Consider the following 19,721-nt stretch of genomic DNA (forward strand, 5'->3'; position numbering starts at 1 on the left):
CACGGCTCCCCGGAGCTACGGAAAACGCTTTTTCTAGTGATGGACGTACTCATTAAGAAAGCCCCACCAGATGACCCTGTGTTCTGCTTTATGAACAGGAAACGGGACGAGGGAAAACCTTACTTCGTCTACATGACCGCCGGGGCTAACAAATTTCTGCGCATTTACTACGGGAAGGTAAAAGAATACTTAGCTTCGCTTAACACAACCGAGTAGTTCCCTGCAACTCACTTGGCTGCCAGCGCTTTTTGCGGTGGCTTGTTTGCATTGCGTATTTTTACTCGCACTGTTTTCTCAATTCTTCTCTTGACATTTACTTTGCAGGCTCATAATAAATAAAACTTAATTTCAGGGAAAGCTTTAACACCCGCTGAAACATAGTCAAAACACATCCGAGACGAACCTATTCTTATTCCTTTAGAGAAACGGAAAGAAAAACAGGTCGTCAGGGAAACTATTAACTTTTACTTCTCCTGCCGGTAGAAAATTTATAGCTTCTATTATTTTTCACAAAGCGTTTACCCGGCGTTATATCTATAACAACCGCTATTGACGGTAGCCTGGAGGGCGCCTACTCCGGCTTTCGCCTGCAGTTGTACAGAACAAATAAAAGGCTAATGAATTTCCGATAAAGGAAGTTCATTAGCCTTCATGACAATTTATGATCAGCCTGTTACTTAAAAAAATCGTATTTTGCTTGTCGGAACGGAGCGGCCATAATAAACAAAAGGCCAATGTGTCCCTTAACGGGAACGCATTAGCCTTCACTTTTTTATGACCAGCCTGTTTTTGCACTTATACATTTGAAATGAGTATAATATGGCGCGCCAGCCTTGTCAATATATTTTTGTAAACTTTTCTTTTTATTTAGCTTCCTAAATATTACTCATTATCGTAAGCATCTATTTAACCTTCCATTTTTCCCCAAAACCTTACAATAATCAACTTTTTATAAGGTTTTACCACAAAACATATTAAATATTTTATAATCCTTGTATAATAAATGTATAGTAATAAATTATTTTCAAAAAAGCAGTCCACTTTCTACATAAAGAGGTACTATTATGACCTTTTATGAGCTTTCTATTATCGCTACCGTTTCAGCTACTTTGGCCGTTACGTGTGTATATTTTTTCTTATATTCACTTTACCGACAGAGTTATATCGGCTTATGGGCAGTTTTCTGGTTAGTGCATTTTATTATACAAATTTTCTACCGTACCCCATTTCATCAAATGTCTATCCCTATGTTTGTTACAGTCCTATTCACAGTCAACGCTAATTACGTATTGCTTCTATATGCCACCAGCAAGTTTTTGAATCGCACTATTAACAAAGGCTGGTATTATTGGGCCGGGGCAATCACTATATTTACAGATATCGCTTTCTATCTAAAAGCCCACTTTCTCGTACAGCTAATTCCTTCCTGCATATTTGTAGCCTGTGTTGATTTTTGGCACGGTTATATGTTCACTCGCAAGCTACCAAATAAAAGCTGGGGCAAAAATATCGTTGGCTTTGCCTTTGCCGGCTTGGGTATCCACACCCTGGACATGCCTTTCTTACTGCCTGTTACCTGGTTTGCTCCCTGGGGTTTCCTTATAAGCGGTTTGCTGCGTTTTGTTATATCAATAGGCACTTTGATTCTCTATTTAGAGAAAAGCTTCCATGATTTAAGCATAAAAGAGGCGCAGTATCGTCTATTGGCGGAAAATGCAGTCGATGTTATTTATTTGTACCGGCTACAGCCAAAACAAGGCTTTGAGTATATCAGTCCCTCAATCGAACGTTTAAGTGGCTATCCAGCTAGTCATTACTATCATTCTCCCGATATGTTTTTCTCCCTTATTCATCCTGGTGACACCTTTTTATTAGAGTCTCTGCTGCGCAATCCGGCTGCCCATGCAAAGCACCCCTTGATCATGCGCTTTATTCGGCGGAATCATGCTCTTATCTGGGTAGAACAAACCACTGTTCCTATTTTTGACGAACGGGGAGTTTGCACCAGCTTTGAAGGAATTATCCGCGACATTACCGCTCGCAAAAAACTAGAACAGGATGTCTCCCGCCTGGACAGATTGAATACGGTCGGACAAATGGCTGCTAATGTGGCCCATGAAATCAGAAATCCCTTAACAACCGTACAAGGTTATTTGCAGCTTTTCCTTAAAAAATCTATTTTTGCCCCTTATACCGAGCAACTGCATTTACTGATCAGCGAACTGGAACGTTCCAACCTGATTATCAAAGAATACTTGTCGCTTTGCCAGAATAAAGCCCGTGAATTAAAGCCGTGCCCGCTAAATAAAATCATCGAAGATTTACAGCCCCTCATTACCGCCGATGCTAATGCCTCCAACAAAGACATTCATTATTATCTTGCTCCCACTCCGGATATTCATCTGGACGAAAAGGAAATGCGGCAACTCATTTTAAATTTAGTTCGCAATGCGTTGGAAGCAATGGACTCCGGCGGAGTCGTCACAATCCAGACTCAGGTCAATGAACAGGGGGAATTGGTGCTTATTGTACAGGATCAGGGAAAAGGCATTCCTCCCCACGTTTTAGAAAATATCGGGAAACCATTTCTAACTACTAAGGAAAATGGAACAGGGATTGGGCTTGCTGTAGTATACCGGATTGCCGACGATCATCAGGCAAATATTCAGATAGAAACGGGACCAACAGGAACCACTTTCCGGATCATATTTAAAGTTTCATAATCTGTTGATTTTGACTCTCATAGACAAGGAGCCCTAACCAGGGCTCCTTGTCTGTTTTTTTATCCGGGTCTTCCCCGAAATATACATTTCAGGGTTACCATACAAACTTTTTTAAAGCAGGTGATGCCTATGCTTGCCTAAACACTGGAATCAGCCTGGAATAATAAGACTCATTTCAGCAAGAGTTTTGCGCTCACGAAAAGCAGTCTCATTCCAGGACGAATCGCTTTTACTCTCGCCGGAAGCAGGCGTAAAAGCGCAAGTTTGTTATTGGATAAAAAATTTAGAATGGAGAGGTCATGTATGTTTAATAAAACTGTAACAAAACCCTCAATTGAAAAACCCAATTCTGAAAACTTTCAAGTGCATACGGCCGTTCACATCTGGGAAAAGAATGAAATCTATAAACTACGCTATCAGGTATATGTCGAAGAAATGGGCAAAGCAGCCAATCACGCTAAAGGAAATCAACTTTACGATGAACTGGATGACCGGAGCCTCCTACTTTATGTTCAAACAGGAGAAACCATATTAGCCACCGCTCGTCTCACCATAGCAACGGCTGCTGAATATTCTAAAGAACTGGCCGATATCTTTCAATTGCATACCTTTCAAGCTGGTTTTAATGACCCTAATCTTTTATACGGACTTTGCACAAAGCTTGCCGTAAAAAAAGAATACCGCAATTCTACAGCGCTTTACCTGATTTTGTCGGAAGTCTATAAAATTCTGGCCGATCAGAACATTCGCTTTTGGTTTGGTGGTTGCAACCCTTACCTGGTTCCTTTATACGAACGCCTCGGCTTCCGGCGTTTTGCTCCCAACTTTAGCGATGAAGGCTATGGGCTGTTGGTGCCGATTATCCTCTTAGTAGATGATACTGAATACTTACGCATGGTACGGTCTCCCTTATACCGGCAAGCCCGAACGAGAAAGGCCAACCCGGAAACTGCCCGGAAATTTACGGAGTTATTTCCGGCAACCAGAAAAGTCCTGAACAGCCGCCTAACCAGGCCACATGATCTATGGACTTTTTTAACAGAAAAATTAGGAAAGCCTCTTACCAGCATTCCAGCTTTTCAACATATATCCCAAGCTGACACTATGGCATTACTTGAATCCAGTGCAGTCTTCTCTTGTAAGGCTAGTGATTGCCTTATTGAAGAAAACACAGCCTGCCACGATCTATATATTATTCTGTCAGGTCAACTAGCTACCCAATCTGCCAACCCAAAATTAATTTTACAAGCAGGCGAGGTATTTGGCGGAATTACCCCACAGATAAAACGACTGCCCTCCGATTCCATTATTGCGTTAGAAGATTCGGATTTACTAGTCCTTCCACAGCAATCGCTTGAACGGTATTACTATCCCCTTCAGGAAGCTGCGGCTACGATGACGGACAATCTGCTAAATCAGCAGGAGAAAACTCCCCAAATTTCATCTAGCAAAGGAGAAAACCGCCATGCCTAGAAAAGATACCTCCATCGACCTGATATTAGTCAATAGTTTTGCGCCACGGCACCGAATTGCTTCCGATGCCGCACTAGAAAATGGCTTGGCCATTATCCGGACCTACCTGGAAGACCGTGACTTTATCGTCTATGTTGCCGATGAACAACGCGTTTCCGCCGTTGAGGACGGTGTTCCCACCTGGCTTTTGACGGTCTTACGCTGGGTAGTCCAGCTGCAAGGCAACCCGCTAGTTAGCCGTTTCAAATCACTCACGCTGTTGGTCATGCTGCTGGCCTGGCCGCTACAATCAATTACCCTCGCTTACCGCCAAAAACATATGGACAAAATCATTGATAACCTGGCCACACTAGTTACAACCGACCATATTCCCTTTGTGGGAATCAAGGTTTGGGGAGGCGCTCCCTATGCCTGGAGCAAACGACTTTCCGCAAAAATTCGTGCTTTGTCCCCTGAAACGACCGTTATCGCCGGTGGACCTCATGTCAAAGTATACGGCGAAAATATGCTGGCTCAGGGAGAATTCGATCTTGCTATTATGGGACCTGGCGAAGAAGTGCTTGAGGAACTCTTGAAATTACGGAAAACTGTGCCGACAAAAGTGGAGTTTATGGCACTAGTACGGCATACTTTCGGCCCTTCGCCGCTCATCCGTACCGGTCATTACAGTGAATCTGGCGATTACTATGCCCATACTTTTATCATTCCCCGCTATCGGCCAGCCGATATGGCGGACAAAGTATGGTTCCACACTCTGGTGGACGGGCTGGGCTGCACCTGGAACAAATGCGCCTTTTGCTCCCATACCCGGCAAAGCATTCATTATACGCCTAGGCCACTGGAGGAAATCAAAGCAGAAATTTTAGCTATGACCAGCCGGGGAATTGCCTTCTTTCGCTTTAGCAGTTCAGAAACGCCACTGGCCCATGGCAAGGCTATTGCTCAAATGGTTCTGGCCAATGGCCTTAAAATCAATTATTCCATGTTTGCCCGTCCGGCAAAGGTGTCAAAATCTACCTATGAGGCCTACCGCTTGATGATTCGCTCCGGCTTAAGGGCTGTTTTCCTGGGCGGTGAAACCGGACATGATGTTATCAATGATAAAATCATGCATAAAGGTGTAGTAAGAAAAGATATCATTGACACCATTCATTGCATCAAACTGGCGGCAGAGGCAGAAAAACAATCCTGCCAGGTAGTTTTATCCATGATCTATCCCTGCCCGGTTGTCCCCGGCGTTACGTTAGAAGATGTTTTCGACGCTAATGTCCGTTTATTCAAAGAAGCTAATCCCGATACCGTTATCGTCAACCCGCCGGGAGTATTTCCAGGAACTACCTGGTTTGACAAACCGGAAGAGTTTGGCTTTACACTCAGCGAAAACTATGTGTATGAGTGGATGAACTACGAATATTCCGTTTCCAAACCGGTTGAATTCTGGAGTACCGTAAACTACAAACTAAATGGCATGGATATGAAGGAAATGCTGAAAGAATTAGGCAGGCTCAATCGGGAAATTACCGCCATGGGAATCCCCATCAATATTTCCGATGACTATCTAATGATGAGCCAGGCTATCGGCTATAACTCGCAAAATGACTTATTTGATTTCAAGAAAAACTCATTTGTCGATATCCTAAGCGGCACGTCCCCCTTTATCAAAAAAATCACACAAAGAATGAATGAACGCAGTGTCGATCTGGCAAAATCGAATTATAACCAGACAGACACAGCAAGCAAGCAAGGGTAAAAACGGCTATCGTCTAATCTCGAATACTGAATTGGTGTCCTAATCACAAAAAATACCCGTTTCCTCGCATACAGCTTGGAAACGGGTATTTTAGTTCTTGTAGTCAAATATGGCATGATTCAGGCAACTAATTCAGTCAGACCTATTTCAACTTGCCGCCTTCAATCACAATATCTTCCGGATTAATAGTGTCACCGTAGGCCGGTTTTAACGTCGCTTCATAGGCTTTATGAACATAGTTTTCCTTGCCCAGCGTTTCCAGTTCCTGATTGATCCAGTCTAACAGTTCCTTGTTGCCCTTTTTAACGGCCGGAGCAATGGTATCCTGGCTGCCAAGTGTGGAAATTCCTACGGTATAACCGGAATTTTCCTTAGCCCAGGCAAATAAAAGAGTATTATCATGGGCCAAAGCGGCGCCGCGTTTATCTTTAAGCGCTTCAAAGGCTTCCGTGTTCTGATCGTATTTTAAAAGTTCAATATCGGGATAATTCTTGGCAAAATAGGTTTCAGCCGTAGTTCCTTTATTAACAATCAGCTTTTTACCCTTTAACTGATCAACCGAAGTAATCGGCTCACCGGACGGAGAAACCACACCCAAAGCTACTTTCATGTACGGGTTAGCAAAATCAACTTTTTCTTTTCTTTCGTCAGTTACCGTAAAATTAGCCATAATAATATCTACTTTGTTTGCCTGCAGGAATTCCACCCGGCTGGCTGCTTCCACCAGGACAAATTCCACTTTGGATTCATCGCCCAGCAGATCCTTGGCAAAACGTTTAGCCAGGAACACATCAAAGCCTTGATTTTTGCCATTGGCGTCAACGAAACCGAACGGCGGTTTGTCACTAAATACACCAATGCGAATAGTGCCGCGCTGTTTGATTTCCTCTAGCGCACTCTTGGCTGGCTGATCGGCTTTTGGTGTTGCGTTAGAACCGCACCCGGCCAATACTCCGATCAATAATAATGCACTGAATACCACGGTTAGAATCTTTTTCATACTCATACTCCTCGTCTCCTCTTTTGTGTTTTATTTAATATTGGAATATATTTAAAAATTGCTGAGCCCGTTCGGTTTGCGGTTGCGAGAAAAATTGCTCCGGCTCAGCAATTTCACAGATCTTACCCTGATCGATAAACACGATTCGGTCGGCCACCGCTTTGGCAAAGCCCATTTCATGGGTTACAATCAACATCGTCATGCCTTGTTTGGCCAAACCAAGAATGACCTCCAGAACTTCCCGTACCATTTCCGGGTCCAGCGCAGCGGTAACTTCATCAAACAGCATAATCTCCGGGTTCATGCAAAGCGCCCTGACGATGGCAATGCGCTGTTTCTGACCACCGGATAATTGACGGGGGTAGGCATCCTTTTTCTCCAGGAGCCCGACCCGGTCCAATAGCTGCAAAGCCTGTTCAAGCGCTTCAGCTTTACTCCGTTGCTGTACCTTGGTCGGCCCCAGCAGGATATTCTCAATCACCGTCATATGCGGGAAAAGATCATAATTTTGGAAAACCATACCGATTTGCTGACGGGTCTGCTGCCAGTTCACCGTCGAACCGGTAAGGCTATTTCCCCGCAGTCTGATATCACCACCTTGTACCGGTTCCAGGCCGTTCAGGCAACGCAGCAACGTACTCTTACCACACCCTGACGGCCCCAGAATCACGACTACCTCTCCCTTATGCACCGTGAGGCTGATCCCGTCCAGTACTGTAGTCCCATCATATTCTTTACGTAATTCTTCTATTTCCAGCAAAACCTCATTGCTTGTTAAACTAATCGTAATCACTCCCTAACTCTGCCATTTGGCTTCTAATCGTTTCGACAACTTAGACAAAGGATAGCAGATGATAAAGTACAGGATAAAAATAAAGCCATATATCCAAAAAGAAGCGGTAGGTTCTTTTAAAATAGACCGTTCAATAATTTGCTGGCCTACTTTTACGACATCAATAACTCCGATCATGACCACCAGCGATGTGGTTTTCACCATACGGGTGGAAAGGTTGATTGCCCCCGGCAGCATACGGCGTACGGCTTGCGGAATCAGCACATACCGGTATAATTGCCAAAAACTCAGCCCCAGCGCCTTACCGGATTCCAGTTGATGCCTGGGCAGCGATTGCAGGGCGCCCCGGACAATATCCCCCAGTTCCGCCGCCCCCCATAAACTGAAGATCAGAATGGCTACCAATTCTCCCTCCAAGTGGATATCCAGCAAATTGGTCACGCCAAAGTAGACAATAAACAGCCACACCAAAATCGGTATGATCCGGAACAGTTCCAGATAAAGCCGACAAAACAGCCGTACCAGTTTGGATTGCACGGTTTGCAGCAAACCAAGCAGTATTCCCAGTATGGCGCCAAGCACAATGGAAGTAAAAGCGATTTGCGCCGTTACCAGCAAGCCGCCCATCAGCCGTTGCAGGTTAATGCCTTCGGTCAGCACATTAATTCCCGAACTCAGCATAACGCACCTTCCTTTCCAGCCAAGTCAAAAATAAGGATAAGGGCAGTAATAAAATCAGATACGTTATGACCAGCAGCAGCAATGCTTCAAAGGTACGGTAATACATGCCAATCAGGTCCTGGGTGGTATGCATCAGTTCCGGCAAAGCAATCGCTCCTACAATAGAGGTTTCCTTCAATAAAAAAATACAGTTGGCCCCCAGGGAAGGCAGCGTGACCGAAAAGGCCTGGGGCAAAATTACATACCGGATAAGCTGCTTGCGGGAAAGGCCGATGCTGAGCCCCGATTCTATTTGCGATTTGCTTACCGATTCCATACCTCCGCGAAAGGCTTCCGCCATATAGCTGCCGCCTAAAAAAGCCAGACCGGCAATAGCACAGGTTTTTTCTCCCAGGGTAATGCCCATTTTGGTAAGACCATAATACAGAAAAAAGAGTTGGATCAGCAGCGGCGTATTGCGGGAAAGCTCAATATAAGCATGAACTAGCTGCGTCAGGCCTCTAACCTTGTAATACAGAATACTGCTGCCCAAAAAACCGATAACAATCGAAGCCAATATACCAAAAAATGATAATTGCAAAGTAAGCCAGGCCGCTTTTTGATATAAAGGTATGCTTATTACAATAAAATCCCAGTTAATATTCAATAGATCACCACCTGTTTTCACCCATAATGCTTTTACGCTTCCCAAGCAGACAAACCATACGCTGTTAAATTGACATAGAAAAAGACCAAAAAAAGCGATATTACTACCAGCTTTTTTTGGCCTTTAGATGTCTAATCAGCCGTATATTTATCTTTATGTAACGTACAAAATTGGAATTTGTTCCGTACATATGCACTTTTTCTAATAATTATATAAATAGTAACACCCATATAACTTTATTGTCAATACTTTTTTTATTTCTAAGCATCGCCACACACAAGTACGGCTCCATTATATTCCGTTAATCAAAAAAAATGCCCCATTAAATTTGCTGAAGCTAAGCAAATCAGAGTTGCCATTAAACGATTCTGCTGGTTCGTTTAACGGCAACCCTGTATAGGAGGGGAAATTTGATTACTATATTCCTTTAGCTAAATGATAATAAAGCTCGTTCCACTTCAGTTCCTTTTTAAAAGCGTCGATCTCTGTTTTATTATTGATAACAACATACTCAATGCCTGCCATCTCGCTGAAATCTTCCATATGTTCCTGGGTAACCGCCTGGCTGAAGCTGCTGTGATGTGCGCCGCCGGCTAAAATCCAGGCCTCAGCACCTACTTTAAAGTCCGGCTGCGGAATCCAAAGAGCCCTGGCTACCGGCAGCTTGGGCAGCTCCTGATCAGGCGTAACAACAGCCAGCTCGTTAACCAGCAGCCGGAAGCGATTGCCCATATCAATCATGGTGGCATTCAAGCCGCGGCCGGCGGGAACATTAAAGACCAGGCGGGCCGGGTCGTCTTTGCCGCCGATGGACAGGGGATGCACTTCGAGAGAGGGCTTACCGTCTGCCACAGATTCACAAATTTCCAGCATATGAGCGCCCAGCACCTTCATGTTGCCAGTTTCCAGGTGATAGGTATAATCCTCCATTAACGAGGTACCACCTTTTAATCCGTAAGACATTACCTTCATGGCCCGAACCAGGACCGCCGACTTCCAGTCACCTTCCGGGCCAAAGCCGTAACCTGCCCCCATCAAACGTTGTACCGCCAGACCGGGAAGCTGCTGCAAACCGTGTAAATCTTCAAAAGTGGTGGTAAATCCTTTGAATTGGCCGGCTTCTAAAAATTTTTTCATGCCGGCCTCAATTCTGGCCGACTCCAATAACGCTTCCCGTTTGGCACCGTTTCGGGCTAAATCGGGATGTACGGTATAGGTAGCTTCATATTCGTCAACCAGCCGGTCAATTTCCGCCTTCTCAACGGAGTTAACACATGCAACCAAATCGCCCACCGCATAACCGTTAACCGAATAACCAAACTGAATCTGAGCCGCCACCTTATCCCCTTCGGTTACCGCCACTTCCCGCATGTTATCACCAAAACGGGCAATTTTGGCTCCCTGCCAGTCATTCCAGGCCAGAGCTGCTCTAATCCATACAGATAACCGCGCAGCAACGTCTTCATCCTGCCAGTAACCAACAATCACCTTACGGTTTTTCCGCAGTCGCGCCCCTACAAAACCAAACTCCCGGTCACCGTGAGCCGACTGGTTGAGATTCATGAAGTCCATATCGATATCTGCCCAGGGAATGTCCCGGTTATATTGTGTATGAAGATGGGCCAGCGGTTTTTGCAGTACTTTCAGACCGGCAATCCACATTTTCGCCGGGGAAAATGTATGCATCCAGGCAATCAAGCCAATGCAATTCTCTTCACTATTTGCTTCAATGCAGGTATTGTAAATGGCCTCCGGAGTAGTCAGTACCGGTTTACATATTACTTTCACCGGTATATCAATGTTCCCGGCTATCCCCCGGGCAATAATCCGGGAATGTTCTTCAACCTGTTGCAAGGTCTCGTCACCATATAAATGCTGACTGCCGGTAAGAAACCATACTTCTTTTTCGTTGCAATTTAATTGCATATTTCTTCCTCCCCATAGTCAAAATTCGCTTACTCTTCATCGGTACAGGCTACCTGCCCATAGTAAGCATGTTGTCCGTGCTTTCGTAGAAAATGTTTATCCAGCAAGCTTTGATCTACTGCCGCAACCCCCGGATTTAGTGTATGGGTGTATAAAGCCATCTTGGCTATTTCCTCCAGAACAACGGCATGATAGACAGCTTCCTGTTCATCTTTTCCCCAGGCGAACGGTCCATGATTGTTTACCAGCACGCCGGGAACGCTGGCGGGAGGTTTGCCCTGAAAAGTTTCCACAATGACTTCTCCGGTCTTTTCTTCGTATTGATTCTCAATTTCCTGAAAAGTTAATGGCCGCGTGCAAGGAATACCGCCGTAAAAATAATCGGCATGGGTGGTGCCGTGTACCGGAATAGATCGTCCGGCCTGAGCCCAAACGGTAGCATAGGTGGAATGAGTATGAACAATACCGCCAATTTCAGCAAACTGGTTATACAGCACTAAATGAGTGGGAGTATCCGAAGAGGGACGGTATTTGCCTTCTACCTGCTTTCCCCTCAAATCCAAAACCACCATATCTTCCGGCTGCAGCTTCTCATACTCCACGCCGCTTGGCTTTATCACTACCAGACCCTGTTCACGGTCAATGCCACTGACATTACCCCAGGTAAATAATACCAGGCCGTGCTTTTGCAGATCCAGATTAGCCTGCCATACAGAACGTTTAAGTTCCTCCAGCATAATGATTACCTCCTTCCCTTGGTCAGCTTACCTCTAACTCCAACTGGCAGGCCGGCGGCTGAACATTGCTTTGCGTCTTGGCCGTCTGTTTAAGTTCTTTTAAACGTTTCATCACATTATTGGCACCACGGCCAAAATAATCGTGCAGCGTTTTATATTCGGCATATAGCCTTGCATAGCGGGCGACATGCTCCGGCCTAGGCTCATATACCTGTTTAATCCTGGTCATTTTGGCGGCTGCGGCAAAAATCGTATCATAGCCGCCATCTTTTTCCCCGGCCGCTACCGCCCCAAACATAGCCGCGCCCAGAGCCGGCGTTTGCAATGATTCGGCTACCGAAATCTCCCGTCCGGTCACATCGGCATAGATCTGCATGAGCATATTGTTTTTCTGGGACAACCCGCCGCAAGCATACAATTCGTCGATTTTCACCCCGGCGTTTTCAAAGGCTTCCACGATCATATTGGTGCCAAAGGCAGTGGCTTCGATTAAGGCACGATAGATTTCTTCCGGCTTGGTCAATAAAGTAGCCCCCAACAGCAAGCCTGTCAAATGCGTATCCACCAGTACCGAGCGATTGCCATTCCACCAGTCCAGCGCCAGCAGTCCGCTTTCGCCCGGCACCAGGCGGGCTGCCTTTTCCTCCAGCAAGCTGTGAATACTAAGGTTGCGCGAAGCAGCCTCTTGCCTATACGCTGCCGGCACACAATGCTCCACAAACCACTCAAAGATATCACCCACTGCCGATTGTCCTGCTTCATACCCGTAATAGCCGGCAACAACCCCGTCCTCCACCACGCCACACATACCGTCAACCGTTTTTTCCTCCCGGCCCAGTACAATATGGCAAATCGACGTTCCCATGCTCATGACCAATTTCCCCGGTTCTACCACACCGGCCGCCGGTACGGCCACATGGGCATCGACATTGCCTACCGAAACGGCAATTCCTGCCTTCAGCCCCATTTTTTCCGCCATGTCCGGCAACAGTTCACCGGCCTTGCTGCCGATGGGCAAAATCGGGCTGTATAACTTTTCCTCCACCAGGTTCTCCATACGAGGATCCAAGGCTTTGAAGAATTCCCTGCCGGGATACCCCTCCTGTTTATGCCAGATGGCTTTGTAACCGGCAGTACAACTGTTGCGGACATCCCTTCCCGTCATCTGCATAGTGACCCAATCGGCAGCTTCCATAAACCGGTCGGCCGCCTCATAAATAGCCGGCGCTTCATTCACAATCTGCCATATTTTAGGGATCAACCACTCTGACGATATTTTTCCGCCGTAGCGGGATAAAAACTTTTCCCCTCGGTCGGCGGCAATTTGATTTAAGCGATTAGCTTCATCCTGCGCTGCGTGATGCTTCCAAAGTTTAACCCAGGCATGCGGTTCATCGTGAAACCCGGGAAGTTGGCATAAGGCCCTCCCGTCTTTAGCCACCGGCAACATAGTACAGGCGGTAAAATCAATCCCCAAGCCGATTACATCCTCCGGGTCAACCTTAGCTTCAGCAAGTACCTGAGGAACAGCCTCAAATAAGACAGTCAGATAATCCTCCGGGTTTTGCAGAGCCCAGTCATCGGGCAATACCCTATCGGTTCCCGGCAACACCTCATCAATCACGCCATCCTGATAGGCTACCACCGCATCGGCTACTTCCCTGCCGGTCGCTACTTCCACCAACAAAGCACGCCCGGATTGCGTACCAAAATCAATACCTATGCTGAACTTTTTACTTTCCACAACTTGCCCTCCCTCATTTTCAATTAAATCCAGAATTATTACGTCCGGTTTTCTGAATTGCAGCTATATATTTTATATAATAAATTAAATATTTAATTTATTATATAAAATATATACGCTACCGCCCATTATTTTCCTTCTTCTGAAAAAAATATATTTTCAAAAAAAAAGCGCCACTTTCCGACAACGCGAAAAGTGACGCTTCTAACTCTATTTTGATGTGCTACTTGTTCATGATAATTCCCTGCATCGTTAAATCAACAATGCCGTTTAAGGCTGCAGCCCGCCCCTCGGCCGAATACTCGATCCGGACACTGGCAAAACAGCTTTCCAACACCCGCTGCTTAATCACTTCCATCATACTGGCTTCTATAAGCTGATAAACTCTGGTGATTCCACCGCCAATAATCACCAGTTCAGGATTAAAGATATTAATCACATTGGAAACACCTACCCCGAGATAGCGGGCCACATTTTGCAACAGCTCCATAGCCAAGGCATCCCCTTGCTCCGCAGCGGCATACACATGCTCCGGTTTGACCGCTTCGGTATCCTGATCAACCAATTGCGCCACCAGCGAACTACGCCCTTCCCGCATAGCCTGCACAACCAGATTAACCAGCGCGGTTTCCGAGGCCATGGCCTCCAGACAACCCCGATTGCCGCAGCTACAAACAGGCCCGTTGACATCAACGGCACTGTGGCCGATTTCACCGGCGCTATCACCCAAACCACGGTATAATTCACCGTTTAAAATGATGCCCGAGCCAATCCCGCCGCCGACTCCCAAAAACACGGCATTCCGGATATCCCGGTAGGGGCCGTAATGATAGGAGCCCAGAGCCATAGCCCGCATATCATTTTCCACAAAAGTGGGAAGGTGGAACTGTGCTTCTACGATAAACTTCAGCGGTACATTGCGCCAGCCGGTACTGGGTGAAAACAGCGATACCCCCTCCGCCGACTTAACCGGACCGCGGACGATAATTCCGATAGCGGCAACATCCTTACCTTCTTCAGACGAACAAAGCAACCCGATGACATCCAGCATAACCGCCAGCACCTCGTCTTTATTGAGGTGGCGGGTATCCCTGTGAATTGTCTTACTAATTTCCAGCCCTGCATTAATTACATACCCGGCCACTTCTTTCGAACGAATATCGACTATGACCATTTTAGCCATATCCGGATTCGCCTTGAGCAAAACCGGCCGGCGTCCTCCGCTGTATTCGCCGATCATATACTCACTGATGATACCGGCTTCAATCAGTTTGCCGGAAATATTCGTTACCGTCGGTGCCGTCAACCCGGTTAGCTTGGCTATATCCACACGTGATATGGGGCCTCGCCGCCGGACCGTATTAACCACTAAAGCCTCATTCGGTCCTCCCACAGCTTTTAAATTTATCTGATTCGTTTCTGCCATAAGTTTATATCTTACCTTTCATTAGCCAGTCAGCATGTATGGGAAAACTGCTGATGCCAGAGTTTTTAATAAAATGTAATGCCGAAATTACAGGTAAGTAAGAAAAATCACCTGCTGCGACCAAATCGCAATTACCATAATATTTGATTGTTAAGTGTTATATTGTATATTACAACATAAAATTAAAAATCCTGCTAATTTCAATAATTAATTAAATTGTTTTTTTATCATTTTCTTGCATAAATTCGATAAAATGCTTTATTATGACTGTTTCGACTTCGTGTAAATGTCGAAAGCAACCGCCACCAGCAATACAAGTCCTTTAATAGTTTGTTGCATATCGACCGTGACGCCCAGCAATGACATGCCGTTATTCATCACGCCCATAACCAAGCCGCCGATAATCGCCCCCATAATAGCCCCCGTGCCGCCGGATACCGATGCCCCGCCAATAAAACAGGCCGCAATGGCATCCAGTTCAAACCCGACACCGGCTTTCGGCGTTGCCGCGTTAAGTCTGGCGGCAAAAACCAGGCCGGAAAGGGCTGCTAAAACCCCCATGTTGACAAAAACCCAAAATACAATGCTTTTGGTCTTCACCCCGGATAATTTAGCCGCCTTCTCATTGCCGCCAACCGCATAAATATGCCGGCCAATGACTGTTTTTGTGGTAATAAAGGTGTACATAACGATAAGAAAAAACAGTAGAATCAGTACGTTGGGCACACCTTTGTAAGAAGCCAGCAAGTACATGAACCAGTTAATGGCAATGGCCACAACGCCGATTTTTACCAGCATAAATTGAAACGGTATGACCTCAAAATTGTACCGTTGCTTGGCCTTCCGGCTGCTGATTTCAAAATAAATATAAATCAAAGTCAGTGCGATGCCAAGCACCAGGGTTGTAATGTGCAGGGAACTGCCACCGAACAGATCGGGAATAAACCCGTTGCTCACTTTCTGAAAACTGACCGGAAAAGGGCCTTTAGACTGTCCATTGAGTACCGTCATCGTCAGTCCTCGGAAAACCAGCATGCCTGCCAGCGTTACAATAAATGCCGGTATGCGGAAATAAGAAATCCAATATCCCTGCCAAGCCCCGGCCAGCGCGCCAAGCAGCAGGGAAAGCAGTACCGCAGGAATAACTCCCATCTGATTATCTACCATAAAAATAGCCGACATGGCTCCGACAAAGGCAGTGATTGATCCTACCGACAAATCGATTTGAAAAGCAACGATAACCAGCAGCATCCCAATGGCCAAAACCAGAATGTAACTATTCTGCTGGATCAAATTTGTCACATTTAACGGCATTAATAGTGTTCCCTTACTGACTATTTCAAAAAAAACCACAATAAAGATCAAGGCAAACACCATACCGTATTCCCGGATATTGTTCTGTATCATTTTTTTTAACATTTCCAACGATGGCCCCTCCTACCTTGTTATTACATGTTTCATGATTTTTTCCTGAGAAGCCTCTGCCCGCGGCAGTTCTCCGGTAATCCGCCCTTCACTCATTACATAAATCCGGTCGCACATACCCAGAATTTCCGGCAATTCGGAGGATATGAGCAAAACGCCCTTCCCCTGCTTGACCAAACTGTTAATAATGGTGTATATTTCAAACTTGGCTCCCACGTCAATGCCGCGAGTAGGTTCATCTAAGATCAAAACATCCGGTTCGGCAAAAATCCATTTTGCCAACACGACCTTTTGCTGATTGCCGCCGCTTAAGTTCACTGTTTTCTGCAAAATGCTGGAGCACTTTATATTGAGCTGCTTACGGTTGTTTTCGACCTCCACAATTTCCTGATTAGCGTTAACAATACCGTGGCGGGCAAGTTTTTTGAGATTGGCCAGCGTGGCATTCATTCTGATTTCATCGTCCAAAATGAGCCCGTATTGTTTGCGGTCTTCCGTCACATAGGCAATACCGTGACGAATAGCATCATTCACGGTTTCCAAAGGACATTCATGACCGTTTTTAAAAATCTGACCGCTGATTTTCTGTCCGTAGGACTTGCCAAAAATACTCATGGCCAGTTCTGTTCTGCCCGCTCCCATCAGTCCGGCAATTCCCACCACCTCACCTTTTCGGATGGTTATATGAATATCACGCAGGATTTGCCGGTCACTATGCAAGGGATGATACACATTCCAGTTCTTCACCTCAAAGATAACTTCGCCAATGACCGAAGTCCTTGGGGGAAACCGGTCGGTCAGAGTTCTGCCGACCATGCCCTGGATAATGCGGTCTTCCGTAATGCCGATTTTGGCATCAAGCGTTTCAATGGTAGCCCCGTCGCGCAAAATAGTAATCGCATCGGCAATACGGGAAATTTCATTTAGTTTGTGGGAAATCAAAATCGAAGTGATGCCCTGCTTTTTAAACTCCAGCAACAAATTAAGCAGATTATCGCTGTCTGCTTCATTCAGCGCCGATGTGGGCTCATCCAAAATTAACAGCTGCACTTCTTTGGAAAGCGCCTTAGCGATCTCCACCAGCTGCTGCTTGCCGACACCGATATTGGTAATGATTGTCCCCGGTAATTCTTTCAAGCCTACCTTCGCCAGCAATTCCTGCGTCCGTGCCGTAGTAGCGTGCCAGTCAATAATTCCCTGCTTTTTATTCTCATTGCCTAAAAAGATGTTTTCTGAGATCGACATATAAGGAATAAGTGCCAGTTCCTGATGAATAATAACAATTCCCTTTTTCTCGCTGTCTTTGATGGTTTTAAATTCACAACGCTCTCCTTGATAACGGATTTCCCCCTCATAGGTACCGTAGGGATATACTCCGCTTAAAATTTTCATCAAAGTTGATTTACCGGCACCGTTTTCGCCAAGCAGTGCATGAATTTCTCCTCTTCTAACCTGCAAATTGACATTATTTAGCGCTCTAACTCCGGGAAAAACTTTGGTGATGTTAATCATTTCCAAAATATACTCTCCCATTGCTTCACCTTCCCCACTCGCCTTAAGCCAAGTCACGTTTCCCGGCCGCGTATGATCAAAGAAATTAAATGTATTATTTGATGACAGCCACGGCCGTCATCAAATAATACAATACAACAGCATAACAATATGGGGGCTGACATACAACCGCCGTGTTATTGCAACTTATCCTCGGTATAATAGCCGCTGTCAACCAGGACTTTCTTATAGTTAGTTTTATCTACCGCAACCGGCGGCAAAAGATAGGAGGGAACAACCTTAACCCCGTTGTTATATGTTTTGTTATCGTTGGTTTCTGCCGTCTTACCGTTTAAAACAGCCTCTACCATCGCTACGGTAACCTTTGCCAGATCCCGGGTGTCTTTAAACACCGTCATGGACTGCTCCCCTTTGATAATGGATTTTATCGAAGGAATTTCCGCATCCTGCCCGGTAATAACCGGCATCGGGCGAGATCCGCTGCCATATCCCACGGCCTTTAATGAAGAAATAACACCAATGCTGATTCCGTCATAAGGCGACAAAACGGCATCTACTTTATCTGAAGTGTAATTTTTGCTCAACAGATTATCCATCCTGGTCTGGGCTGTAGCTCCGTCCCAGCGTAACGTAGCACAAACCTTCATATCCATCTGGCCGCTTTTTACCACCAATTTCCCCGAATCAATGTACGGTTTCAAAATGGACATAGCGCCATCAAAAAACATATAGGCATTATTATCATCCGGTGATCCACCGAATATTTCGATATTAAAAGGCCCCTTGCCTTCCTTTAACCCTAGTTTTTCTTCAATATACTGGCCCTGTAGAACCCCAACCTTGAAATTATCAAAAGTAGCATAATAGTCAACATTTGGTGTCTTTTTAATCAAACGGTCATAGGCAATAACCGGAATATGACTGTCTTTGGCTTTTTGCAGCACGTCGCTTAACGCTTCACCGTCGATGGAAGCGACAACCAGAACATTAGCCCCTTTGGTAATCATGTTTTCAATCTGAGCAACTTGATTTTCCACATTATCCTCACCATACTGCAGATCTACTTCATACCCTTTGGCCTGCAGTTGTTTTACAATATTGTCACCGTCGGCAATCCAGCGAGAAGACGACTTGGTTGGCATGGCAATACCCACCTTTTTCTTGCCGCCTTTGTCTGCGGCAGTGGGGCTGGTGGTTGATCCACAAGCTGCCAAAAGCATTGTCATTACCAATACCAGTAGGAGAGATACCATTTTTTTCATGAAAAAATTCCTCCTCTTTTTTCGGTTTTAGTTAACCTCTACACACCAATAACCAGACTCCGTTTTTCTTCCGTTCTACCTGTCCCGATCTATGATTTTCACTCCGTCAGCCCATCACCTCGCCATATTAATTAAATATAAAATTATCTTTTTAATTAACTTCGCTTTCCATTTTCCAATACCTGCTAAGTTTTTAAAAATTTTTTATATTTTAAATTTTCCGGTTAGAATTCAAAACGGAGGCGATCTACAGGACCTAACGCGGCTTGCTGCCACTCCCCTAAGTGAGAACCATTAGCAGGCCATACATACAAAAAAGACCGTATTGAATCCGGTTGGACTCAATACGGTCTTTTAACCCTTATTACAGCATACCCCATTGCCTGGTATATTCCAGGTATACCTGAAATTCATCAGCCCGGAAGCCGTGCTCCAGCAAGTAACGCTTCACCGCCTGTGCCTCCATGCTGCCCGACTCGGCCACAATCCGGTTTTTTCGCCGGTTAATGACAAATCCCCGGCTGACCAGCAGCTTTAGCATCGCTCCTCGCCGTGCCGCGGCCGGACTGTCTTTGGGATCAACCTCCGCCGACAGGATAATACGGGTAATGTATGTCACCATC

15 protein-coding genes and 1 pseudogene are annotated in these 19,721 nt (G+C 45.6%); 4 read left to right on the forward strand and 12 right to left on the reverse strand.

The annotated features are described in order from the left end of the window. The 4 genes and pseudogenes from F3H20_RS20150 to F3H20_RS09645 all read left to right on the forward strand — a co-directional run. Window positions 1-216 (forward strand): annotated as a pseudogene (locus F3H20_RS20150) (IS110 family transposase); the annotation flags it as partial. Window positions 217-1,466: 1,250 nt separating this feature from the next. Then, window positions 1,467-2,723, forward strand: a complete 1,257-nt coding sequence (locus F3H20_RS09635) for an ATP-binding protein (RefSeq protein ID WP_188128266.1) — start codon at window positions 1,467-1,469, stop codon at window positions 2,721-2,723. Window positions 2,724-3,026: 303 nt separating this feature from the next. Beyond that, window positions 3,027-4,196, forward strand: a complete 1,170-nt coding sequence (locus tag F3H20_RS09640; protein ID WP_188128267.1) for an N-acyl amino acid synthase FeeM domain-containing protein — start codon at window positions 3,027-3,029, stop codon at window positions 4,194-4,196. Further along, a complete protein-coding gene (locus tag F3H20_RS09645) occupies window positions 4,189-5,946 on the forward strand; it encodes a B12-binding domain-containing radical SAM protein (RefSeq protein WP_149734722.1) in 1,758 nt (585 codons plus the stop codon). The genes F3H20_RS09640 and F3H20_RS09645 overlap by 8 nt, the downstream gene beginning before the upstream one ends. 142 nt (window positions 5,947-6,088) lie before the next feature. Here F3H20_RS09645 and F3H20_RS09650 read toward each other — a convergent pair whose 3' ends face one another. The 12 genes from F3H20_RS09650 to F3H20_RS09705 form a co-directional block, all read right to left on the reverse strand. Beyond that, window positions 6,089-6,952 (reverse strand): cysteine ABC transporter substrate-binding protein, encoded by an 864-nt coding sequence (locus tag F3H20_RS09650; protein ID WP_281246129.1) that lies wholly within the window; start codon window positions 6,950-6,952, stop codon window positions 6,089-6,091. Window positions 6,953-6,980: 28 nt separating this feature from the next. Beyond that, on the reverse strand, window positions 6,981-7,706 hold the full coding sequence (locus tag F3H20_RS09655; RefSeq protein WP_188128282.1) for an amino acid ABC transporter ATP-binding protein: 726 nt from the start codon (window positions 7,704-7,706) through the stop codon (window positions 6,981-6,983). 36 nt (window positions 7,707-7,742) lie between these two features. After that, window positions 7,743-8,420 carry an amino acid ABC transporter permease gene (locus F3H20_RS09660; RefSeq protein WP_149734723.1) on the reverse strand — a complete coding sequence of 226 codons (678 nt, stop codon included), beginning with the start codon at window positions 8,418-8,420 and terminating at the stop codon, window positions 7,743-7,745. Then, window positions 8,401-9,066, reverse strand: coding sequence for an amino acid ABC transporter permease (locus tag F3H20_RS09665; RefSeq protein ID WP_149734724.1), 666 nt, complete (start codon window positions 9,064-9,066; stop codon window positions 8,401-8,403). The genes F3H20_RS09660 and F3H20_RS09665 overlap by 20 nt, the downstream gene beginning before the upstream one ends. Before the next feature lie 417 nt (window positions 9,067-9,483). Then, window positions 9,484-10,992: an L-arabinose isomerase gene (araA, locus tag F3H20_RS09670; protein ID WP_149734725.1), complete on the reverse strand. Its 1,509-nt coding sequence runs from the start codon at window positions 10,990-10,992 to the stop codon at window positions 9,484-9,486. Window positions 10,993-11,021: 29 nt separating this feature from the next. Further along, complete coding sequence (araD, locus tag F3H20_RS09675) at window positions 11,022-11,729, reverse strand: L-ribulose-5-phosphate 4-epimerase (RefSeq protein ID WP_149734726.1); 708 nt, start codon at window positions 11,727-11,729, stop codon at window positions 11,022-11,024. 22 nt (window positions 11,730-11,751) lie between these two features. Then, window positions 11,752-13,473, reverse strand: a complete 1,722-nt coding sequence (locus F3H20_RS09680; protein ID WP_149734727.1) for a ribulokinase — start codon at window positions 13,471-13,473, stop codon at window positions 11,752-11,754. 223 nt (window positions 13,474-13,696) lie between these two features. Continuing rightward, window positions 13,697-14,899, reverse strand: coding sequence for an ROK family transcriptional regulator (locus tag F3H20_RS09685; RefSeq protein WP_149734728.1), 1,203 nt, complete (start codon window positions 14,897-14,899; stop codon window positions 13,697-13,699). A 261-nt stretch (window positions 14,900-15,160) separates the two neighbouring features. Next, on the reverse strand, window positions 15,161-16,318 hold the full coding sequence (gene mmsB, locus F3H20_RS09690; protein ID WP_223191717.1) for a multiple monosaccharide ABC transporter permease: 1,158 nt from the start codon (window positions 16,316-16,318) through the stop codon (window positions 15,161-15,163). 18 nt (window positions 16,319-16,336) lie between these two features. Beyond that, entirely contained in the window at window positions 16,337-17,857 is a 1,521-nt protein-coding gene (gene mmsA / locus F3H20_RS09695; protein ID WP_149734730.1) for a multiple monosaccharide ABC transporter ATP-binding protein, read from the reverse strand. Between the two features lie 155 nt (window positions 17,858-18,012). Next, window positions 18,013-19,098, reverse strand: a complete 1,086-nt coding sequence (chvE, locus tag F3H20_RS09700) for a multiple monosaccharide ABC transporter substrate-binding protein (protein ID WP_149734731.1) — start codon at window positions 19,096-19,098, stop codon at window positions 18,013-18,015. 364 nt (window positions 19,099-19,462) lie between these two features. After that, a complete protein-coding gene (locus tag F3H20_RS09705) occupies window positions 19,463-19,720 on the reverse strand; it encodes a hypothetical protein (protein WP_149734732.1) in 258 nt (85 codons plus the stop codon). Window position 19,721: the final 1 nt, after the last annotated feature.

It is taken from the genome of Propionispora hippei DSM 15287 (assembly GCF_900141835.1).
Taxonomy (GTDB): domain Bacteria; phylum Bacillota; class Negativicutes; order Propionisporales; family Propionisporaceae; genus Propionispora; species Propionispora hippei.

Bases quoted from the DNA above. Each gene is read 5' to 3' on its own strand.
- F3H20_RS09635 (WP_188128266.1), top strand. From the start codon at position 1,467: ATGTTCACTCGCAAGCTACCAAATAAAAGCTGGGGCAAAAATATCGTT.
- F3H20_RS09640 (WP_188128267.1), top strand. From the start codon at position 3,027: ATGTTTAATAAAACTGTAACAAAACCCTCAATTGAAAAACCCAATTCT.
- F3H20_RS09645 (WP_149734722.1), top strand. From the start codon at position 4,189: ATGCCTAGAAAAGATACCTCCATCGACCTGATATTAGTCAATAGTTTT.
- F3H20_RS09650 (WP_281246129.1), bottom strand. From the start codon at position 6,952: ATGAGTATGAAAAAGATTCTAACCGTGGTATTCAGTGCATTATTATTG.
- F3H20_RS09660 (WP_149734723.1), bottom strand. From the start codon at position 8,420: ATGCTGAGTTCGGGAATTAATGTGCTGACCGAAGGCATTAACCTGCAA.
- araA (WP_149734725.1), bottom strand. From the start codon at position 10,992: ATGCAATTAAATTGCAACGAAAAAGAAGTATGGTTTCTTACCGGCAGT.
- araD (WP_149734726.1), bottom strand. From the start codon at position 11,729: ATGCTGGAGGAACTTAAACGTTCTGTATGGCAGGCTAATCTGGATCTG.
- F3H20_RS09685 (WP_149734728.1), bottom strand. From the start codon at position 14,899: ATGGCAGAAACGAATCAGATAAATTTAAAAGCTGTGGGAGGACCGAAT.
- mmsB (WP_223191717.1), bottom strand. From the start codon at position 16,318: ATGTTAAAAAAAATGATACAGAACAATATCCGGGAATACGGTATGGTG.
- mmsA (WP_149734730.1), bottom strand. From the start codon at position 17,857: ATGGGAGAGTATATTTTGGAAATGATTAACATCACCAAAGTTTTTCCC.
- chvE (WP_149734731.1), bottom strand. From the start codon at position 19,098: ATGAAAAAAATGGTATCTCTCCTACTGGTATTGGTAATGACAATGCTT.
- F3H20_RS09705 (WP_149734732.1), bottom strand. From the start codon at position 19,720: ATGGTGACATACATTACCCGTATTATCCTGTCGGCGGAGGTTGATCCC.